Here is a 15,007-nt window from a genome sequence, read left to right on the forward strand (position 1 = left end):
GGATCATATGGAGGGGCGGTAGCCGTCTGACCCCCAGTGGCGGATCGTCCACGCGCGTTCACGCCTTTCCGGATGATAGTGCCGATCGAGCGCACAGAGCGCCGTCTTGAGCATGAGCTTCGCCGAGCGTCGCGGCCAGCCGCGTTCGCGCTCCACCTGTTCCAGCCCCTTAAGGAAGCAACAAATATCCAGCAGTGGACCACCAAGGTCCGGGCCGACGGCAGTGACCGCCGCATCGACGCGCCTCCGGGCGGCAAGGACCCGGTCAGGAAAGGTCATCATCTCATTGCGCCATTTGCGCCGATTACCGGCAACCTGCGAGCCTTCCCACAGGGCCGTAACACGCGGCTGCAGCATTGCCTGCTCAAAATCCACTCGAAGCCGCTCGCCCGCGCCCAGTTCGCGTCGTTCGAGCCATGCAGTTCCATCGGAACGCCGCATATGAGCGAGCGACGAAAGCGGCGACTCATCAAGATTGACGGTAACCTCGATCGATCTACCATCGGACGACGCCTCCTTGCCCATCCGCTCGCCATGTTGTGCCTGGAACGAGCCCCCCGACCAGCGCGTTAGCGCCGCCCGTCCGGCGTCGGTGACGCGAAGGCGGCCTTCGCGCAGCCCTACGGACCCGCCCCGCAGCATTGCGTCGATCGTCGCACGAGGCGTGCGCACCGCGCGGTCGCCTTCGAAACGCATCAGAAGAGTTTCGGGATCTCCGGTTGCCTCGAGTTTCGCGTCCCGCCTTTCAAGCATGCGAAGGAACCGCATCGCTCTTTTCTGCATCCGTGCGTCACTCATCTTCCGAGAACTCTCCACACTCTGCAGGCAATGCAATCATCGCGAGTTTCTCGGTGCGCGCGACCAGGATGTCGAAATCCTCGTCGTCGCGCAGATCCTCAATCGCGTGACACGCGTGAACGACGGTGGACCTGTCCCGGCGAAAGCCGTCGGCTACCCAGTCCATTTTCATCCCGAAGGTCACATGAGCCACGTACATCCCGATCTGTCGTACCCGGCAAACAGGCTCAGACGTTCGCCTTTCCGAGCGAAGCTGCCGACTGCTGACGTCGTAAAAGACCGACAGCAGGTCAATCAGCCCCTCGCAAAGCTCCAGCGCCTGCTCGTAGCGCCTGCATTGGCGGCCGACGGACCCGTATTCCTCGAAAGAAGTGTCGGGAACACCCTCTTCCCAACCCCTGGTTCCGGCAACCAACCGCACCGGTTTCAGTTCGCTCATGTTTCGTAACATCCGCATTTTCCCGTTATAGGATTTTATTCCTAATTATATACGTGACAAAGTACGGCTGATTCGATAAACAGGGAGTGCGTGACAGGCCGGATAAAAGTTTCCACATCGGAAACTAAATTTTCGGGAGTGTCTTGTAGTCCTGCTAAAAGTGGCAAAATATGCATCTTGTGCATTTGATGCACAAAGATTCGGTGGAGGTGTCGGGGATCGAACCCGAGGGAGAGGATCGGTAGCCGCCTCCGGGACTCCAGTCCCACACCCCCACTGAGACAGGCTCCCGATGGCGGAGCCTGAATGCACCCGCAGAAATGCGGTGCGCCAGCCCTCCGGGCACAAGGCAGGGCGGTGGTTTAGGTGGTAGGACACCGAATCACCGCCCTTCCATCGCGGAAGGCACGCCCAGAAAAGGCGACTCGCAGATTGCGGTCAAGCGCTAGGATCGCCCATGAGCAAAAACCCAATATGTTGTGTGTGACTGTGTGGAAGCTGGGGATAAGACCATGCCCGATAAAGACCGCCAGGAAGATGAGGCCCGCTTCAACGAGACGCTCAAGCGGATGCTGGAGACGCCGCCCGATCCTAAGGGTGGTAAAAAACAAGATAAAAGCAAGCAGACCAAGACCAAGGAAAAAAACTAAAGACTTGAGAAGTTTGCGTATGTTGTGAATATTCTCCCCTTGAATCGGGCGGAGAATCAATGACACGGAAAACAGGTCCTGTTGTGCAGCCACGGGATGTGTCGTTGACACTTCATCGAGTTGATCAGTTCTACAGGACTATTCGAACCTTGATTAGGTCTGCTGCCGTCGTGGTAGCGATCGTTTTTTTCATGCGAGGGCTTGCGCCTCTGGCAGGTAAGGAAACCGTAGTATCTTTGGCGGTATCCTTCTTGGCGGACATCAAATTCATTCTATCTATTACATTGGCGGGAGCTGCAGCTGCGTGGGCAGTCGTTGAACGCAAGCTTCGGCACAGGAAAACGGAGTATTTTCAGGAGCGAATAAGAGGTCTGGAGACGCAAATTGACCCCGGTAGGTCGTCTTCAGGTTTGACGCCGGCGGGCAAAACGAACCCTGATGATCGGAGGCCGTAATCATGGAAAATGAGGCTGTTTGGGCGGTTCTTACGCTAGTTGCGCTCTGCTTGTTGTTTTACGGTCCTTGGCAAGACGTATGCACAGATTACGCGCGGCAAGTGATGTTCGAAAAGCGTGATGCGCTTTTCGATATGGGGGTGCGTGGAGAGATTGACCTCGGCTCCCCTCAATATCGAACCATCCGTTCATCTTTGGAGAAGGGGATTCGGTTTGCGCACGAACTCACGTTGCCTCGGTTCTTACTTTTCCGCTGGAACCTGCGCCGAACAAACTTGAAAAGGTCCGAGAGCGCGCTGTTTGATGCCATTGCGATGATCGAGAACCCTGAGACACGACGGAATGTCACGCGCCTTGTCGGCGAAGCGCAGCTGGCCTTGATCTTAATGGCTATGGCCAAATCACCGCTGACCGTGGTTATTTCGATAGTTGGCGCGTTGCTAATCAAGTTTAGGAATGGCTTCAAGAAGTGGATACGCGAGGCGGTGCAACCTCTCGCTGAAATGGTGCAAATCGAGGCCGAATATGCGCCGTCTAGCGTTTCAGATTCTTACGTTTCCTGAAAAGCCTACGCGCTTTCTGCTTAAGCGTAACCGGCTTCGTTAGTCCGCCGATAGGTAAGGCGCTTGCCGCCGATGCGTGACAGCAGATCGTCGTGGCGTTCTGTGTCAGTCACCTTGAGCGCGGTGCGGCGGTTGTAGCGGAAATCGAACTCGGCAAGGTAGCGGTGCAGATGCGCTTCGCCGCAATGCTGATAGACGCCGATCATACCGCGCTTGAAGATCGAAAAGACGTTCTCGATGGTGTTCGTGTGGACCACGGCCTCACCCTCGCGGCGGGCATATTCGCCAGCGGTGTGCTTCACGGTCTTGTGCGAACCGTATTCCTTGCCGGTCTCCCAATAGAGGCGGGACTCGTCGGTATAGAGTGTCGAGGCGCGGTCGGCATTGCGGACAAGGATTTCACGAACGGACGCTTTGGTCGCGTGCTGGACATGAACGGTGCGAACCTTGCCGCCACGTTCCACAAGGCCGACAACGGCATTCTTGCCGGGCTTCTTGCGCTTCAAGAGCGGACGGCCTTTGCGCTGGGGTGAGACGTAACCGTCCTCGCGGCGTCCAATGTAGGTTTCGTCGGCCTCGATGGTCTTGCCTTCGCCGCCCATGGGGCCGGAAGTGGACACATCCCCTTTCATGGCTTCGCGGATACGATGCGCCATGAACCACGCGGTCTTGTAGGTGACGCCCAGCATGCGGTGCAACTGGTGCGCGGACATGCCTTTCTTTGACGAGGCAAGCAGGAAGGTCGCCAGAAGCCACTTGTTGAGCGGGATCTTGGAACGCTCGAAAACGGTGCCGACAGTGATGGAGAACTGCTTGCGGCACTCCATGCAGTTGTAGAGGCCGGGACGGTGCTTCTTGCCTTCCATCTTGGTGATGCGGGCCGGGTCGGCATTGCCGCAATGCGGGCAGAGCGGCCCATGCGGCCAACGCTGCGCCTCAAGGTGCTCGCGGGCTGCGTCAACGTCGGTGAAGATAGGGGATTCGAGTTTCATGGCTATCAATCTTTCTGATCGTCAGCGCGCTAGGCTTGAGGGTTTAGAGCGTGCGCGATTTGGACCTGAAGTCGTTCTAGTGTGGGGCGATCAAGAACCACCGTTATCCCCGGTTCGCTGCCCTTCAGTTCAAACGCGAGCGAAAAAGCCCCTTCTTCCAAGTCGTCTGCGAAGGCTTCCGAGACTTCTACGATCCGTCTGTAATTGGGTTTCTGCACCATAGCGTCCTCCCTGCCTCCTAAACCTATGGATTCCCTCGTACTTTGTCAAGTATATAATTGAGATTTTATTCCTATATCAGGCTGAACAGGTGTGGATAAAAAAATTGCGCGATTTGCTCATATTCCTTGCGGCGCCGGGGAGATCGCGGTGTGGGGCCAATAGACTTATCCACGCTTGCCGGGGCGCGAATACGATTCCTGCGACTTCAAACCAAGGAGCGCAGAAACGTGTCCAGCCCCAAACCGCCACCATATTCCGAAACTTTGCGTTGCCGCTTCCGCCTCGCGCGCTCACCCCTCGACATTCTGATCGCCATGGAGACCGGGGAGCGTGGGTTGCGGAGCGCCACGTCTGAACAACTTCGAGAGTGGTCAAGTTCGCTCACTCTGGCCGTCCGCCGCGAACGTGCGAAGGCGTCAATGAGGCATTGGTCCTACGACCTTAACCGGCACATAGTGCTGAAGAGGGCCGGCGACCGCCTGCGCGACGAACTGGCTCGCCGGAAGGGCGAGCGTATCTGAAGAAATAGAAAAAGCCGCGAGCGTCCGCCCGCGGCTTTTCTCAGCCGAGCCGATTATCGGATGGTCACCGCTTGGAACCGCGCTTGCGGCCAAGTCCCATCTCGCGCGCCAGCTTGGAGCGCTGCGCGGCATAGGACGGAGCAACCATCGGATAGTCGGACGGCAGGCCCCACTTCTCGCGATAGTCTTCCGGAGTCATGCCGTAATGGCTCATCAGGTGCCGTTTCAGCGACTTGAACTTCTGTCCGTCTTCAAGGCAGACAATATAATCATCAGTGACCGAGCGCTTGGGGTTCACTGCCGGGCGGGGCTTCTCCTGGACTTCCTCGGCGGCGCCGCCAAGGGTCTTGCCCAGGGCCAAATGAATTTCCGAGATCAGAGACGGAAGTTCGGACGATGGCACCGAGTTGTTGCTCACATAGGCCGAAACCACATCAGCTGTCAGTTCGGCGAGAAGATCATTTTGGCCCGCATTTTCCGTCATTTTTGTTTATTCCCATTATTCCCGATTTGTATTTTTCGTTACTTCATATAAAGAAGCGCGCGCATCTCATACCTGCGCCCATGCGATTATGACACCTATCACAACTTGTTGCATGACGAAAGTAAAAATCGCGGCAACTTTCACAACTTAAGGTTGCAATTACGATATTCTCCAAACATTCCTAGCGTATAGGATGCATTCCTGAAGATCAGCGCAGCGTTTTCGATTCACGCATTTCATCAAGCACTGACGTTTTTGCTAACCCGTACCCCACTACATAGGCAGATTTTGCAAGCAAATGCGCTGAAATTGGGGCCGTGAGAAGAAAAAACACGATTCCGGCAAGTGCTCGCGTCACCGTTGCTGTGTCACCCGCATGCACGGCAAGCGCAAGCAAAACGAGTCCCGAGCCAAGTGTACCGGCTTTGGAAGCGGCATGCATCCGAGAATAGATGTCGGGGAAGCGCCACAGCCCGAGTGCCGCGACCAGCGCAAAGAAGGCGCCGCCAAGCACCAGCACCCCGGCGATCACGGTCGTCACCATTTCCATCTCAGCGCCTCCCCTCGCCCGGCTTGCCCTTTGGCGGTGCATTGTCGCCCGGTTCATGGCCGCCGGTTCCGGACTTGCCGGGCGGCGTCGCGCGCGGACCGGGCGCCGGCGGGTCGAGATCGATCCGCGACGTCACCGCATCGGGCGTGAGGGCGTGCGCCTCCGCCGTGATCAGCGGCGGCGTGCGCGTATCGCGGCGCGTCTCGATCTGGCCCCGCGCGAGGATGAAGCGGGCGAAGGCGACGGTCGCCAGGAAGCCGACTAGCCCGAGCGCGATCGCGACGTCGAGATAAAGCGTGTAGCCGGTCTTGATCCCGAGGACCGCGATGAAACCGATGGCAACCGCGACCAGCATGTCCAGCGCAAGAACCCGGTCCGGCAGCGTCGGGCCGTGGATCACCTTGAAGACGCTGAGCAGAAAGGACGCCGACAGCATCGCCAGCGCGATCTGCACGGCGAGGTCGAGAAACGCGGCCGAGGAGCTCATCGGAACGCCTCCAGGATCTTGCGCTCGAAGCCGTCGGCGATGTCCTCGCGGGTCTGGCCCGGATCGGAACAGTCGAGCGCGTGAACGTAGAGGTACCGCCGGTCATCGGACACATCGACCGACAGGGTGCCCGGGGTCAGCGTGATGAGATTGGCGAGCAGGGTGATCTCGAAATCGCGGTCCACCTTGAGCGGATAGGCGAAGATACCCGGCTTCAGGTTCATATCCGGCTTGAGGACGAGAACGGCGACCCGCACAGCCGACAGGACGAGTTCGTAGATAAACAGCCCCATCAGGGCGATGACCCGGCGCGAGCGGGAGAAATAACCGACCGAGCCGACCTGCTCGCGGATCAGCGACAGCGCGAGCGCGCCAAGCGCAAAGCCGAAAAGCAGATTGATCGCCTCAAAGGATCCGGTGATCGCACCCCATGCCAGCGCCATCAGGAGATTGACGAGATAAAGGGTCATGGTTCGGTTTGCTCCGTAGTGAGCGGTTCTGAGCCCGGCGGAAAGACTGCTTCCACATACCGCGACGGCGCCTTCAGTTCGGCAGCAATTCGATCCGTCACCCGCACCACCGGTTCCGGATATACGCCCACCGCCACGGTCAGAAGCAAGAGCGCCGTCAGCGAACCGGCCATCGCGCCGCTCGTCGCAGCGGGTGCGGGCTGCACCTCGCCTGCCCCTTTTTGAGCGGTGTCCCGTTCGCGCCAGAACGAGAAGGCGAAAACCCGCGCAACCGCGATGGTTGTCAACAAACCCGACAGGAGAATGGCAAAAGCGAGCCACCATGCACCGACATCGAGGGACGCCTTCACCAAAAGCGCCTTCGGCCAAAGTCCCGAGAACGGCGGCAGTCCAGAAACCGACAGGAACAACATCAAAGCCAATGCCGCGAGCCACGGCGCGCTCGAGTAAAGTCCCCCTGCTTCGCGCAACGTGAACACCTTCATGCGCTCCACCATAATTCCGACCAGGAAATAGAGCGCCGTCATGACGATCATCGAATGGACGGCGTAGAGCACTGCGCCCGACAATCCCGTCGCACTGCCGAGCGCGAGGCCTGCCAGCATGCTGCCGATGCCCGAGATCACCAGATAACCGAGGAGACGCCGGATATCGTTCTGAGCCAACGCGCCCATCGCACCCAGAACCATGGTCAGGGCGGCGATAACGGCAATGGTTCCGGCAAGGATGTCGCGCTCGGCTCCAAACAGCGTCAGGAATATGCGAAGCAGGGCGTAGACGCCGACTTTCGTCAACAATCCCGCAAACAGTCCGGAAACAACAATACGCGGCGTGTGGTATGAGGCCGGCAGCCAGAAATTCAGCGGGAAGGCGGCAGCCTTCATGGCGAAGGCAAACAGCAGCATCGCGGTGATTGTAAACAACGGTCCAGAGTCTCGCACGGAAGCGGCCTTGCGCGAGATATCCGCCATATTCAGCGTTCCAAACACGCCGTAGATATAGGCCACCGCCAAGAGAAACAGCGTGGTCGCGATCAGGTTCAGAAATGCGTATTTAGTCGCGCCGTCCAGTTGCTCGCGCTCCGACCCCAGTACCAGCAGACCGAAGGATGCGATCAGCAACACCTCAAACCACACGTAGAGATTGAAGATGTCCCCGGTCAGGAATGCCGCGGTAACACCGCTCAACATCAGCAGCAGAAAGGGATAGAACCCGTAGCGGCGGCCGGTCCGACTGATGTCCTGCAACGCATAAACGCCGCCAGCAAACCCGAGAATGCCCGTAACCAATGCCAAAAGCGCACCCAGCATATCGGCCGCAAAGGTGATGCCGAAGGGCGGCAGCCAGCGGCCCATGGTCATGACCACCGTTCCGTTCGTATAGACATGCCAAAACAAGCCGATATCGGCGGCCAGCATCGCCAGCAGACCGGTGATTGCCACAAAGGGCTGACGGCCTGTGTCCTTGCGCGTCATCAGGCAAAGCGCGCCAAAAACGAAGCCGACCACGAGAGGGGCGACCACCAGCCAGTCCGCGAGCGGCGGAAGCTCCACCACCATCGCTTGGGAAATATCAACGTCGTAGCTCGCGTCCAATGCCATCCGATTGCTATCCAGTCCTCAATAGCCGAGCGGCGGCGCGGGTTCGTTGGGGGGTTCGGCTTCGCGCATCTCGTCGGTGTCGTCGGTTCCGAGTTCCTGATAGCTGCGGAAGACGAGTACGAGGAGAAAGGCGAAGAACGCAAATGCGATGACAATCGCCGTCAGGACCAGCGCCTGCGGCAAAGGATTGGCAACTGCCTCGACCGGGAATGCCTTCCCTTCCGGAATAATCGGAGGCACTTCGCGCGTGATCCGTCCGTTGGTGAAAATCGTCAGATTGACGGCATTGGAGAGGATCGCCACGCCAAGCAGAATGCGGATGATGTGGCGCGACAACATCAGATAGATGGATACGGCAAAGAACAGGCCGGTCAGGATCGCCATGGCCGTTTCCATCAGTCGCGCTCCCTCTCTTCGAGCGCGAGCGCAGTTGACGTGATCGAGCCGAACACGACGAAATAGACGCCAATGTCGAAGACCAGGGGGGTCGACAGCGCCAGTTCGACACCGAACACCTCCGGATAGATCCAGAGGCCGGTGAGGAAGGGTACTCCGGGAAACACTGACAGGATGCCGGCAACCGAGGCCAGAAAGAGCCCGAAGCCCGAAAGTGCCATCGGATGAAAGCGGATCGCGCGCCGCACCGGCGAAACCCCGAACGCGATGCCGTAGATCGCCATCGCCGATGCAGCAATCAACCCGCCGATAAAGCCGCCGCCCGGTTCGTTGTGTCCACGCAGGAGAACGAATATCGAAAACAGGATCATCAGGCTCGACAGGTAGGGAGCGACGGAGCGAAAGATCAGCGTGCGCATGGTTACCCGGCCTCCTGAATGGGTTCAGCAACTTCCTTCGTAGGGGCTGCGGCATTGGCCGCCCGCCGTTTGGGCAGAACACGGATCAATGCCAGGATCGCGAGACCGGAGACCATCACGACGGCGATCTCGCCGAATGTGTCGATGCCGCGGAAATCGACAAGGATCACATTCACGATGTTCCGTCCGTGCGCGATCTGGACCGAATAGGTGTTGAAGAACTCCGTCAGCTCCGCATTGAATTCGGTAGCCAGCACCGCGAGAAGCAACAGGGTGAACCCTGCGCCGCTCGCCAGCGCGATCGCACCATCGAGGAAGAATTGCGCCCATGAGCGAGGATCCTGCGGCGACAACCGCAAGCGGGTCATCGCCAGCGCGAGTATGACCACCGACAGGGTCTCGACCATGAACTGCGTGAACGAAAGGTCGGGGGCGCCCATCAACATGAAGAGGACCGCCACCGCAAAACCCTGAATGCCCAGGGAAACGATGGCGGTCAGCCGGTCTTTCGCCCAAACCACCGCAAGGAGACCGAGAGCCGCAATCAGAATGACTGCCCATTCGTAGAAGAAAAGCGTCGGAAATTCCGGAAGTTCGGGCCATTCATCTGCGAGCCCCATGGGTATGAAGATGGCAAGAACGAGCAAGATGAACGTCGCAGTGACGTAGTACTCCATCCGGCCGTTCTGCACCCAACGCGTCACAACGGTGGAAAGACGAACGATCCCGTCGATCACCTGATCGAAGCCGCGGTCCGGCCCCCAGCCGATCGCAGTCAGCAAGCCCGCCATCCCGCTGCGCAGCCGGTCGAAACCCAGATAGAAGGCGATCCCGAGCGCGACCGTCGCCAGCGAAAGATAGAGCGCGGTACCGAGATGCGGCACGACCGAGATCGTGATGTCGGCATCATGTCCGGCGACCGCCCCGGCCATCGGATTCGAGATCAACCGGTGGAATTCGGATGAGAAGAGCGCCGAAAAAAGGCCCGCAACCGCCAGCACGACCGGCCCCGCCCACAGTAAAACCGGGCCTTCGTGAGGATGTTCGGGCGTCTCGACCTTCGGGCCGAAGAACGGCTTTATTGCGACCGCAAAGCCGACTGCGAACATGAGACCGTTGCCAACCATCGCGACCGCCAGAAACGTTAGCGACCACGGATCGAGCGAAGCCAGCCCGTAATACATCTCCTCCTTTGCCAGAAAACCGAAGAATGGCGGCAGACCGCCCATCGAAAGAGCAGCCAGGATCGCAGCGCCGAACGTGAGCGGCATAGCCGTCATGAGGCCGCCAAGCCTGGTGATGTCCCGCGTGCCGGTGCCGTGATCGACATTGCCCGCCACCATGAAGAGGCATCCCTTGAACATCGAATGAGCGACGAGATAGAGGATCGCGCCCTCGATCGCCTTTTCTGTGCCGAACCCGGTCAGCATGACGAGGAGGCCCAGCGAGGCCATCGTGGTATAAGCAAGCATCAGTTTGAGGTCGGTCTGTCGAACGGCTAGCAGCGTTCCCGCGATCAGCGTCGCGCCGCCGAAGACGGGAAGAACCGTCTCCCAGGGAACCGTGTCCCCCATCGCCGGATTGAGGCGCATCAACAGGTAAACACCGGCCTTTACCATCGTTGCCGAGTGCAGATACGCCGACACCGGAGTGGGCGCCTCCATTGCGTTCGGGAGCCAGAAATGCAGTGGAAACTGCGCCGACTTCGTAAAACAGCCGCCGAGCACCAGTACAAAAGCGGCGAGGTAGAACGGACTATCGCGCAACAGGTCGCCCGATGCGAGCAACAACGACAGTTCGCTCAGTCCGGTGATATTCCAGATCATCAGCAATCCGGCGAGAAGGGAAAGTCCCCCGAGGCCGGTCACTACCAGAGCCTGGATCGCCGAACGTCGCGACCGCTCCTCCGCATGATTGAAACCGATGAGCAGGAACGACGTGATGGACGTCAATTCCCAGAATACGAAAAGCATCAGAAACGAGTCCGACAGGACCAGTCCCTGCATCGCACCCATGAACATCAGAATAAACGAGAAGAACCGTCCCTGATGCCTGTGACCTTTCAGATAGCCGCCCGAGTAGAGCACTATCAGCGTGCCGATGCCTGAAATGAGGAGCGCGAATGTCAGCGAGAGGCCATCGACGAACCATGAGAAGTTGACGTTGAACGAGGGAAGCCACCTGACGCCCCCGGTAAACCGTTCACCCGCCGCGACGCCTTCGACAAAGCCCAGAAAATGCAGAAACAGTCCCGCGGGAGCGAGGGCCAGTATCCAGGCCGCGTTATGCTTGAACAGCCGCGTCAACGCCGGTGCGAATATTGCTGCAACGAACGGCACAAAGAGCGCGTAGAAGGTCATATCCTGTCACGCACCCTGTGTCTAACCCGACGCATGCGATGGCATTGCTTGAGTGGCTGGTTTCATCGTGCCACGAACTACGTGGAGTTAAAAAAAACTACAAGTCCCCGCGGTGCGGCGGGATGCCGTGGCAAGACTTGTACAACGCTTTCTGGCGGCAGGCACCGCGCCACGCCTCTGCTACCCGGTTGCCGCGCCCCGCGGCCGCCCTTATGTCTGTTGCCGAGAGGTACCCCGATGTCAGATACGAAAACGCCGAAAGTCCAGAAGACGGTGCAGGAATGGCGAGAGCAACTCACACCCGAGCAATTCCAGATAGCTCGCAAGGGCGGCACGGAGCGTGCGTTCACGGGTCCCAACTGGGACACGAAGGAAGCCGGCCTCTACACCTGCGTATGCTGCGACAGCCCGCTGTTTCGCTCAGAGACGAAATTCGATTCCGGGACCGGTTGGCCCAGTTTCACGGCTCCTATCAGCGACGATGCGGTTACGGCGCACAAGGACCGGTCCTTCTTCATGGTGCGCACGGAAACCCGTTGCGCGGTATGCGACGCTCATCTCGGACACGTTTTCAACGACGGACCGCAACCAACCGGGCTTCGCTACTGCATGAACGGAACGGCGATGAACTTCACTCCCGATGCATGATGTTCGGCTGAAGCGATGCCTTCTCCGCAAGCCTTGTTCTTCGACGTCTTCGGGACCTGCGTCGATTGGCGTTCGGCGGTAGAGGCGCTTGTCTCCCAGATGGTTAGGGAAAAGGGTTGCCAGATCGATTCATTTGCCTTCGCCGACGCCTGGCGCGCGAGATACCAGCCCGCAATGCAGGAGATCCGGGCCGGGCGGAGGTCCTATGCCGATCTCGATGTTCTTCATCGAGAGAACCTCGACGCCACGCTCCGCGAGTTCGGGCTCACCGACCGGTTCGACGTCCATGACCGGGCCGATCTCAACAAGGCCTGGGAAAAGCTGACACCATGGCCGGACACGGTGGCAGGGCTCTCGCGCCTGAAGTCGCGTTTCATCATCGCGCCCTGCTCGAACGGCTCTATTGCGCTGATGACCCGCCTGTCGAAGTTCGGCAACCTTCCCTGGGACTGCATTCTCGGCGCCGGTCTCGCGCGCGCCTACAAACCCGACCCGCAAGCTTACCTGCGTTCGTGCGCGGCACTGCAACTGGATCCTGCCGAGGTCATGATGGTCGCCGCGCACAATGATGATCTGGCGGCGGCGCGGAATGCGGGCCTTCAGACCTGTTTCATTCCCCGAACCATCGAATACGGGCCGGACCAGACCACGGATCTGAGGGCGGAAAGCGACTGGGAAATCGTCGCGCGCGATCTGGAGGATCTGGCCCTGCACCTTGCCTGCTGACCCCCATTGTCTTGACCTCCAGTGCGTCCCATGTTCGGGACCAGATCTGCTTCCCACCCGTTTCATCCCCGTGACCGTGAAAGCCCCGATGACCAGATATCCGTTTTCCTCCGCTGCTGCTGCCAATGCCCCCCGCGCCGAAAAACGGCCGGTGACCGATACCCGTCACGGCATCACCCGCACCGACGACTATGCCTGGCTTCGCGCCGACAACTGGCAGGAGGTGTTCAAGACGCCGGAGGTTCTCGACCCCGCGATCCGAAAACATCTGGAAGCCGAAAACGCCTATCAGGAAGCCCTGATGGCCGACACGAAGGCGTTGCAGAAGACGCTGTTCGAGGAAATGAAGGGCAGGATCAAGGAAGACGATTCCACGGTTCCCTCCCCCGACGGGCCCTGGGCCTATGCCTCATCTTACCGCAAGGGCGGCCAGCAGCCACTGTTTCAGCGGATGCCGCGCGGCCGCGCAGAAGCGGAAGAAGATGAAGACGAACGCCGCACGACACTGCTGGACGGGGACAAGGAAGCCGAGGGCAAGGCATATTTCCGGCTGTCGTCGGCCGATCACTCGCCGGACCACCACAAGCTTCTGTGGGGCTATGACGACAAGGGATCGGAGTTCTTCACCCTGCGCGTCCGCGATCTCGACACGCTGGCCGACTACGAGGACATGATCCTCGACAGCAATGGCGGCGGGGTATGGGACGCGGCCTGCAAGGGATTTTTCTACGCCAAGCTCGATGCCAACCACCGGCCCTCGAAGCTCTATTATCATGCGCTCGGAACGCCGCAGGAAGACGACCGGCTCGTCTACGAGGAAGCCGATGCGGGGTTCTTCATGGATGCCGGCGGTAGCCGCCTGCATGATTTCATCTTCATCAGCGTGCATGATCACGAAACGAGCGAATACCGGCTGATCCGGGCCGACGATCCGGATGGCGAGCCCATGCTCGTCGAACCGCGAAAGACAGGCCATGAGTACAGTCTCGAGGAAGGCGGCGACGTCTTCTTCGTTCTTACCAATGCCGACGGCGCGAAGGACTTCAAGATCATGACGGCGCCGGTCGACGCGCCGCAAAAGGCCAACTGGAGCGAACTTGTCGCCCATCAACCCGGACGGCTGATCATCAGCGTCCAGGCCTATCGCAACCACATCGTGTGGCTGGAACGCGAGAACGGCCTGCCGCGCATCGTCGTGCGCGACCGTTCGACGGGCGAGGAACACGGGATCGCGTTCGACGAGGAGGCCTACTCGCTCGGGCTGGTGGGCTCGTATGAATACGAGACCGAGGTCATCCGCTTCACCTATTCGTCGATGACGACGCCGGCGCAGGTTTTCGATTACGACATGCGGACGCTCCAGCGCGTGCTGAGAAAGACCCAGGAGGTGCCGTCCGGCCACGATCCGGAGGATTACGTCACGCGCCGCATCATGGTGCCCTCGCATGACGGCGCCGAGGTTCCGGTGTCCCTGCTGCACCGCAAGGACACGAAACTGGACGGCAGCGCCCCGTGCCTGCTCTACGGCTACGGATCCTACGGCATCACCATTCCCGCGTCCTTCAACACCAACTGCCTGTCGCTGGTCGACCGCGGCTTCGTCTATGCGATCGCCCATATCCGCGGCGGCAAGGACAAGGGGTTCGGATGGTACGAGGACGGCAAGCGGATAAGGAAGACGAATACCTTCGAGGATTTCGCCGCCGTCGCGCGCCACCTGGCGAAAGAGAAATACACCTCCGCCGACCGGATCATCGCCCAGGGCGGGTCGGCGGGAGGCATGCTGATGGGCGCGGCCGCAAATCTCGCGCCGGACGCATTCGGCGGCATCATCGCAGAGGTGGCCTTCGTCGACGTGCTGAACACGATGCTCGACGACACCCTGCCGCTGACGCCGCCGGAATGGCCGGAATGGGGCAACCCGATCGCTTCGAAGGAGGACTACGAAACGATCGCCTCCTATTCGCCCTATGACAACGTCGCCGCCCTGCCCTACCCGCCAGTGCTGGCGGTCGCCGGGCTGACCGACCCGCGCGTCACCTATTGGGAACCGGCGAAATGGGTGGCGAAACTTCGGGAGCATTCCACCAGCAACGGCCCCTTCCTGATGAAGACAAACATGGATTCGGGGCACGGCGGCGCGTCCGGGCGGTTCTCGCGCCTCGAGGAAATCGCCTTCAACTACGCCTTCGCGCTGAAGGTTGCGGGCAAGGCGTGAGGCATCAG

The 15,007-nt window shown here is 59.7% G+C and carries 16 protein-coding genes; 5 read left to right on the forward strand and 11 right to left on the reverse strand.

The features are described from left to right. Positions 1–3: 3 nt before the first annotated feature. Together LC298_RS07030 and LC298_RS07035 are read right to left on the reverse strand one after the other, a co-directional pair. Entirely contained in the window at positions 4–798 is a 795-nt protein-coding gene (locus tag LC298_RS07030) for a DUF6456 domain-containing protein (RefSeq protein WP_131567788.1), read from the reverse strand. Beyond that, entirely contained in the window at positions 791–1,237 is a 447-nt protein-coding gene (locus LC298_RS07035; RefSeq protein WP_131567786.1) for a helix-turn-helix domain-containing protein, read from the reverse strand. The genes LC298_RS07030 and LC298_RS07035 overlap by 8 nt, the downstream gene beginning before the upstream one ends. Positions 1,238–1,749: 512 nt before the next feature. On the opposite strand from LC298_RS07035, the gene LC298_RS07040 reads away from it, so the two are divergent. After that, the gene (locus LC298_RS07040) at positions 1,750–1,887 is read left to right on the forward strand and encodes a hypothetical protein (RefSeq protein WP_158284738.1); all 138 of its coding nucleotides are present in this window, start codon (positions 1,750–1,752) and stop codon (positions 1,885–1,887) included. 457 nt (positions 1,888–2,344) lie between these two features. Then, entirely contained in the window at positions 2,345–2,905 is a 561-nt protein-coding gene (locus LC298_RS07045; RefSeq protein WP_131567784.1) for a hypothetical protein, read from the forward strand. Between the two features lie 20 nt (positions 2,906–2,925). Here LC298_RS07045 and LC298_RS07050 read toward each other — a convergent pair whose 3' ends face one another. The 9 genes from LC298_RS07050 to LC298_RS07090 form a co-directional block, all read right to left on the reverse strand. Next, entirely contained in the window at positions 2,926–3,897 is a 972-nt protein-coding gene (locus tag LC298_RS07050; RefSeq protein WP_131567782.1) for an IS1595 family transposase, read from the reverse strand. A gap of 807 nt (positions 3,898–4,704) precedes the next feature. Next, positions 4,705–5,124, reverse strand: coding sequence for a Ros/MucR family transcriptional regulator (locus tag LC298_RS07055; RefSeq protein ID WP_131567780.1), 420 nt, complete (start codon positions 5,122–5,124; stop codon positions 4,705–4,707). A 208-nt stretch (positions 5,125–5,332) separates the two neighbouring features. Next, positions 5,333–5,674 (reverse strand): monovalent cation/H(+) antiporter subunit G, encoded by a 342-nt coding sequence (gene mnhG / locus LC298_RS07060; protein WP_131567779.1) that lies wholly within the window; start codon positions 5,672–5,674, stop codon positions 5,333–5,335. Position 5,675: 1 nt separating this feature from the next. Then, complete coding sequence (locus LC298_RS18180; RefSeq protein ID WP_131567777.1) at positions 5,676–6,161, reverse strand: cation:proton antiporter; 486 nt, start codon at positions 6,159–6,161, stop codon at positions 5,676–5,678. Further along, positions 6,158–6,631, reverse strand: a complete 474-nt coding sequence (locus LC298_RS07070) for a Na+/H+ antiporter subunit E (RefSeq protein WP_131567775.1) — start codon at positions 6,629–6,631, stop codon at positions 6,158–6,160. The genes LC298_RS18180 and LC298_RS07070 overlap by 4 nt, the downstream gene beginning before the upstream one ends. Then, complete coding sequence (locus LC298_RS07075) at positions 6,628–8,232, reverse strand: Na+/H+ antiporter subunit D (protein ID WP_131567773.1); 1,605 nt, start codon at positions 8,230–8,232, stop codon at positions 6,628–6,630. The genes LC298_RS07070 and LC298_RS07075 overlap by 4 nt, the downstream gene beginning before the upstream one ends. Before the next feature lie 18 nt (positions 8,233–8,250). Next, positions 8,251–8,628, reverse strand: a complete 378-nt coding sequence (locus LC298_RS07080) for a Na+/H+ antiporter subunit C (RefSeq protein ID WP_131567772.1) — start codon at positions 8,626–8,628, stop codon at positions 8,251–8,253. Then, entirely contained in the window at positions 8,628–9,047 is a 420-nt protein-coding gene (locus tag LC298_RS07085; protein ID WP_131567770.1) for a Na+/H+ antiporter subunit B, read from the reverse strand. The genes LC298_RS07080 and LC298_RS07085 overlap by 1 nt, the downstream gene beginning before the upstream one ends. 2 nt (positions 9,048–9,049) lie before the next feature. Continuing rightward, complete coding sequence (locus LC298_RS07090; RefSeq protein ID WP_131567768.1) at positions 9,050–11,407, reverse strand: putative monovalent cation/H+ antiporter subunit A; 2,358 nt, start codon at positions 11,405–11,407, stop codon at positions 9,050–9,052. A 237-nt stretch (positions 11,408–11,644) separates the two neighbouring features. Between LC298_RS07090 and msrB the strand changes: the two genes are divergently transcribed. The 3 genes from msrB to LC298_RS07105 all read left to right on the forward strand — a co-directional run bounded on the left by msrB (position 11,645) and on the right by LC298_RS07105 (position 14,999). Then, positions 11,645–12,055: a peptide-methionine (R)-S-oxide reductase MsrB gene (gene msrB / locus LC298_RS07095; protein ID WP_131567766.1), complete on the forward strand. Its 411-nt coding sequence runs from the start codon at positions 11,645–11,647 to the stop codon at positions 12,053–12,055. 15 nt (positions 12,056–12,070) lie between these two features. After that, positions 12,071–12,781, forward strand: a complete 711-nt coding sequence (locus tag LC298_RS07100; RefSeq protein WP_131567764.1) for a haloacid dehalogenase type II — start codon at positions 12,071–12,073, stop codon at positions 12,779–12,781. Positions 12,782–12,869: 88 nt separating this feature from the next. Beyond that, on the forward strand, positions 12,870–14,999 hold the full coding sequence (locus LC298_RS07105) for a S9 family peptidase (RefSeq protein WP_131567762.1): 2,130 nt from the start codon (positions 12,870–12,872) through the stop codon (positions 14,997–14,999). Positions 15,000–15,007: the final 8 nt, after the last annotated feature.

Source organism: Oricola cellulosilytica (assembly GCF_019966575.1).
Taxonomy (GTDB): Bacteria; Pseudomonadota; Alphaproteobacteria; order Rhizobiales; family Rhizobiaceae; genus Oricola; species Oricola cellulosilytica.

Bases quoted from the DNA above. Each gene is read 5' to 3' on its own strand.
- LC298_RS07030 (WP_131567788.1), bottom strand. From the start codon at position 798: ATGAGTGACGCACGGATGCAGAAAAGAGCGATGCGGTTCCTTCGCATG.
- LC298_RS07035 (WP_131567786.1), bottom strand. From the start codon at position 1,237: ATGAGCGAACTGAAACCGGTGCGGTTGGTTGCCGGAACCAGGGGTTGG.
- LC298_RS07040 (WP_158284738.1), top strand. From the start codon at position 1,750: ATGCCCGATAAAGACCGCCAGGAAGATGAGGCCCGCTTCAACGAGACG.
- LC298_RS07045 (WP_131567784.1), top strand. From the start codon at position 2,345: ATGGAAAATGAGGCTGTTTGGGCGGTTCTTACGCTAGTTGCGCTCTGC.
- LC298_RS07050 (WP_131567782.1), bottom strand. From the start codon at position 3,897: ATGAAACTCGAATCCCCTATCTTCACCGACGTTGACGCAGCCCGCGAG.
- LC298_RS07055 (WP_131567780.1), bottom strand. From the start codon at position 5,124: ATGACGGAAAATGCGGGCCAAAATGATCTTCTCGCCGAACTGACAGCT.
- mnhG (WP_131567779.1), bottom strand. From the start codon at position 5,674: ATGGAAATGGTGACGACCGTGATCGCCGGGGTGCTGGTGCTTGGCGGC.
- LC298_RS18180 (WP_131567777.1), bottom strand. From the start codon at position 6,161: ATGAGCTCCTCGGCCGCGTTTCTCGACCTCGCCGTGCAGATCGCGCTG.
- LC298_RS07070 (WP_131567775.1), bottom strand. From the start codon at position 6,631: ATGACCCTTTATCTCGTCAATCTCCTGATGGCGCTGGCATGGGGTGCG.
- LC298_RS07075 (WP_131567773.1), bottom strand. From the start codon at position 8,232: ATGGCATTGGACGCGAGCTACGACGTTGATATTTCCCAAGCGATGGTG.
- LC298_RS07080 (WP_131567772.1), bottom strand. From the start codon at position 8,628: ATGGAAACGGCCATGGCGATCCTGACCGGCCTGTTCTTTGCCGTATCC.
- LC298_RS07085 (WP_131567770.1), bottom strand. From the start codon at position 9,047: ATGCGCACGCTGATCTTTCGCTCCGTCGCTCCCTACCTGTCGAGCCTG.
- LC298_RS07090 (WP_131567768.1), bottom strand. From the start codon at position 11,407: ATGACCTTCTACGCGCTCTTTGTGCCGTTCGTTGCAGCAATATTCGCA.
- msrB (WP_131567766.1), top strand. From the start codon at position 11,645: ATGTCAGATACGAAAACGCCGAAAGTCCAGAAGACGGTGCAGGAATGG.
- LC298_RS07100 (WP_131567764.1), top strand. From the start codon at position 12,071: ATGCCTTCTCCGCAAGCCTTGTTCTTCGACGTCTTCGGGACCTGCGTC.
- LC298_RS07105 (WP_131567762.1), top strand. From the start codon at position 12,870: ATGACCAGATATCCGTTTTCCTCCGCTGCTGCTGCCAATGCCCCCCGC.